The 3,294-nt window shown below is 35.7% G+C and carries 3 protein-coding genes; all 3 read left to right on the top strand.

Annotated features, from left to right (window positions below; genetic code table 11):
* The first annotated feature begins 80 nt into the window (after positions 1 to 80).
* The 3 genes from ACJMMI_RS01050 to sigK all read left to right on the top strand — a co-directional run bounded on the left by ACJMMI_RS01050 (position 81) and on the right by sigK (position 3,268).
* The gene (locus ACJMMI_RS01050; protein ID WP_405352702.1) at positions 81 to 794 is read left to right on the top strand and encodes a hypothetical protein; all 714 of its coding nucleotides are present in this window, start codon (positions 81 to 83) and stop codon (positions 792 to 794) included.
* Between the two features lie 3 nt (positions 795 to 797).
* A complete protein-coding gene (locus ACJMMI_RS01045) occupies positions 798 to 2,486 on the top strand; it encodes an ABC transporter ATP-binding protein (RefSeq protein WP_405352700.1) in 1,689 nt (562 codons plus the stop codon).
* Between the two features lie 86 nt (positions 2,487 to 2,572).
* Positions 2,573 to 3,268 (top strand): RNA polymerase sporulation sigma factor SigK, encoded by a 696-nt coding sequence (gene sigK / locus ACJMMI_RS01040; protein ID WP_405352698.1) that lies wholly within the window; start codon positions 2,573 to 2,575, stop codon positions 3,266 to 3,268.
* Positions 3,269 to 3,294: the final 26 nt, after the last annotated feature.

Below are 3,294 nucleotides of genomic sequence, written 5' to 3'. Positions count from 1 at the left end.
TTTAGCACAGGTGTTTTTCACACCTGTGCTTTTTCTTGCTTATTTTTAGATTTTGTTATATAATAAAATTTGGTGATGTTATGCCGATTTACAAAATTGCAGATATTATAACTGATATAAAACCTAAGTTTCGCTACTTTGAAAGTATCGAAGAAGATTATTTATATACAGGCAATGAACCTGTGCAAATTAAAATTTCGATTCGTGAGGATTATATACGAAAAAGAGCAGAAAAAAATACTCACTTAACACTTGGTGATTTAGAAACAATTTTTCTTGCCGATTCTTTTAATAAAAAAGTTTTAAAGTATAACGCAATTTTTCTTCACTCGTCAGCTATTCTTTACAAGGGTAAAGCATATTTATTTTCGGCTGATTCAGGTGTAGGAAAGTCAACCCATACTAAACTTTGGATAAAAAAATTTGGCAAGGAAAATGTGCAAATTATAAATGACGATAAGCCGATTATAAGATTTATTGACAACGACTGGTATGTATATGGTTCGCCTTTTGACGGTGGCTCTGAAATAAATAAAAATATTCGTGCTAAGCTTGGTGGAATCATTTTTCTTGAAAGGGCAGAGGAGAACAGCATTTCTAAGCTTTACAAGAACGAAGTTTTTCCGAGAATATATAAAAACACAATTAAATTTGCTCTTGATAACGAATACGCAAATTATATGCTGACCACCGCAAATAAACTGATTGCAGAAAACAATTTTTATCTGCTGAAATGCAATATGAATGTTGAATCGGCTGAAATATGTGAAAGATTTTTAACCAATGGGAGATAGGCTATGAAAAGACTGAAAAATATATTAGACTCCGAAACCAACAAATGGATAGTAAAAAATGCTAAGCCACAGGTAATTAATATAATAATCATCTCTGTTATTTACGCTGCTATGGCTTATCTTGGGGTAGTAGTTGCTACACTCTCAAGAGGAATTGTTGATTCGGCAGTTAATTCTGACATTGGCGGAATTGTTTACTATGCCATCATTCTTGTGTCGCTTACTGTCGGTCAGCTTATCATACGCATTGTTAGCAAGGTTTTGAATTTTAATATTCAGGCTAAGCTTGAAATGTCTATAAAGCAGTCGATTTTTAATAGTATTATCCGCAAAAAATATGATAAAATTTCACAGATACATACGGGCGAATTGCTCAACAGAATTACAAGCGATGTTTTAGTTGTTGTGGGTTCTATAATTTCTATAGTGCCAAATATGGTATATTTCCTTGTAAAGCTTATTGGCGTTTTTGTTGTGCTTTTTGCCATTGATAAAACCTTTTGCTTTGTATTCATAATCGGCGGTGCGTTGATGTTCAGCGTTGTTTTGCTTTTTAAATCAAAAATGAAAGCCTTGCATAAGGCGGTGCAGGAGTCTGACGGCAAAACCCGTTCTTTTTTTCAGGAGATTTTCTCAAGCCTGCTCGTTGTAAAAGTGTTTAATGCAGAAAAAAAGGTATCGGAAAATGCAATGAATTTGCAGATGAACAATTTTAAAATTAAGCGAAAAAGGAACTATATTTCAATAGTTGCTACAACAGGCTTTTCATTTGTGTTTTCACTTGGTTATATGTATGCTCTTATCTGGGGTGCATTTGCGATTTCTGACCACATAATTACATATGGCGTTCTTACTTCAATGCTTGCACTTGTAACTCAGATTCAAGGTCCGGTCAGAGGAATAAGCAGTATTTTGCCGTCATATTATTCAGCTCTTGCAAGTGCTGAGCGACTAATGGATATTGAAAATCTTGAGAATGAAGATATTGTCAATAAGTCGCTGATTGATACCAAAGATTTATATAGCAAGACAAAGAAAATCGTTTTTGACAATATTACCTTTAGCTATGGCAGAGAAAATGTTCTCGAAAATACAAGCCTTGTGCTTAATAAGGGCGATTTTGCTTTGCTTGCGGGTATCTCCGGCATAGGAAAAAGTACGCTTACTAAGCTGTTGCTTGATGTGATTTCACCTGATAGTGGCGAAATTTATCTGAATTTGTCTGACGGGGAAAAGGTTTATGTTGATAAAAATATAAGAAGCTTGTTTTCATATGTACCGCAGGGTAACTTTTTGCTTTCGGGTACAATAAGAGATAACATTGCATTTGTTTCATCAGAGCCTGACGAACAGAAAATTATTGAGTCTGCAAAGATTGCATGTGCTTATGACTTTATCAGTAATTTGCCCAATGGATTAGATACAAGGGTAGGAGAGAACGGCAAGGGACTTTCCGAGGGGCAAATTCAAAGAATTGCCATTGCAAGAGCAGTTTACAGTGATGCACCGATTATCATTTTTGATGAGGCTACCTCTGCACTTGATGCAAACACAGAAGTTCAGCTGCTCAAAAATCTTAAAAAGCTGAAAAACAAAACCTGTATTCTTATATCACATAAAATGGCGGCAAAGGAAATTTGCAATAAGGAAATCATAATTAAGGATAAAAAGATAATTTCTTACGATATTTAAGTCGGTACAAGCAAAATTTATCCCCTGACTGAATACTTATTAGTGGGTACAATCCACGATAATAAGATTTGGTCAGGGGTGATTTTTTGATTGAATTAATTAATTTTTTAGGGCAGTACATTTGCTTTTTTATCCTTCATATTTGCGGCAACGGCTCATTTCCAAAACCTCTTTCGGAAAAAGAGGAGCACGATTACCTTGTGAGGAGTGCGAATGGCGACATTGAGGCAAGAAACATTCTTGTTGAGCATAATTTGCGACTTGTAGCTCATATCATAAAAAAATATTACGGCAACCAGAGCGAGCAGGACGACTTGGTTTCGATTGGTACAATCGGTCTTATCAAAGCGATAAACACCTACGATTTAAGCAAGAAAATCAGGCTTTCAAGCTATGCGTCACGCTGCATTGAGAATGAAGTGCTTATGCACTTTCGCAATGCAAAGAAAACGGCTCAGGATATTTCTTTGAATGAAACCATAGACAGCGACAAAGACGGCAACCCACTGACCTTGCTTGATATAATGGCGGTAGATGATGATATTTTAGAACAGCTTGATTTTCAGCTGAACAGCAAAAAATTAGGTCAGTTTATAAATGAGGAGCTTTCTCCACGAGAGAAAATGATAATCATAATGCGGTACGGCCTTGACGGCAACGAACCGCTCACACAAAAGAAAATTGCACAAAAGCTGAATATCTCTCGCTCATATGTAAGTCGAATTGAAACCAAAGCATTAAAACTTTTGCGAAAACGCTTTGATAATAGTTCCAATTTGTAAGAAAGGCGGTCAGATGACCGTCTTTC

This window comes from Ruminococcus sp., from assembly GCF_045129435.1.
Taxonomy (GTDB): Bacteria; Bacillota; Clostridia; order Oscillospirales; family Acutalibacteraceae; genus Ruminococcoides.
This window is presented reverse-complemented; position numbering and strand designations above follow the sequence as displayed.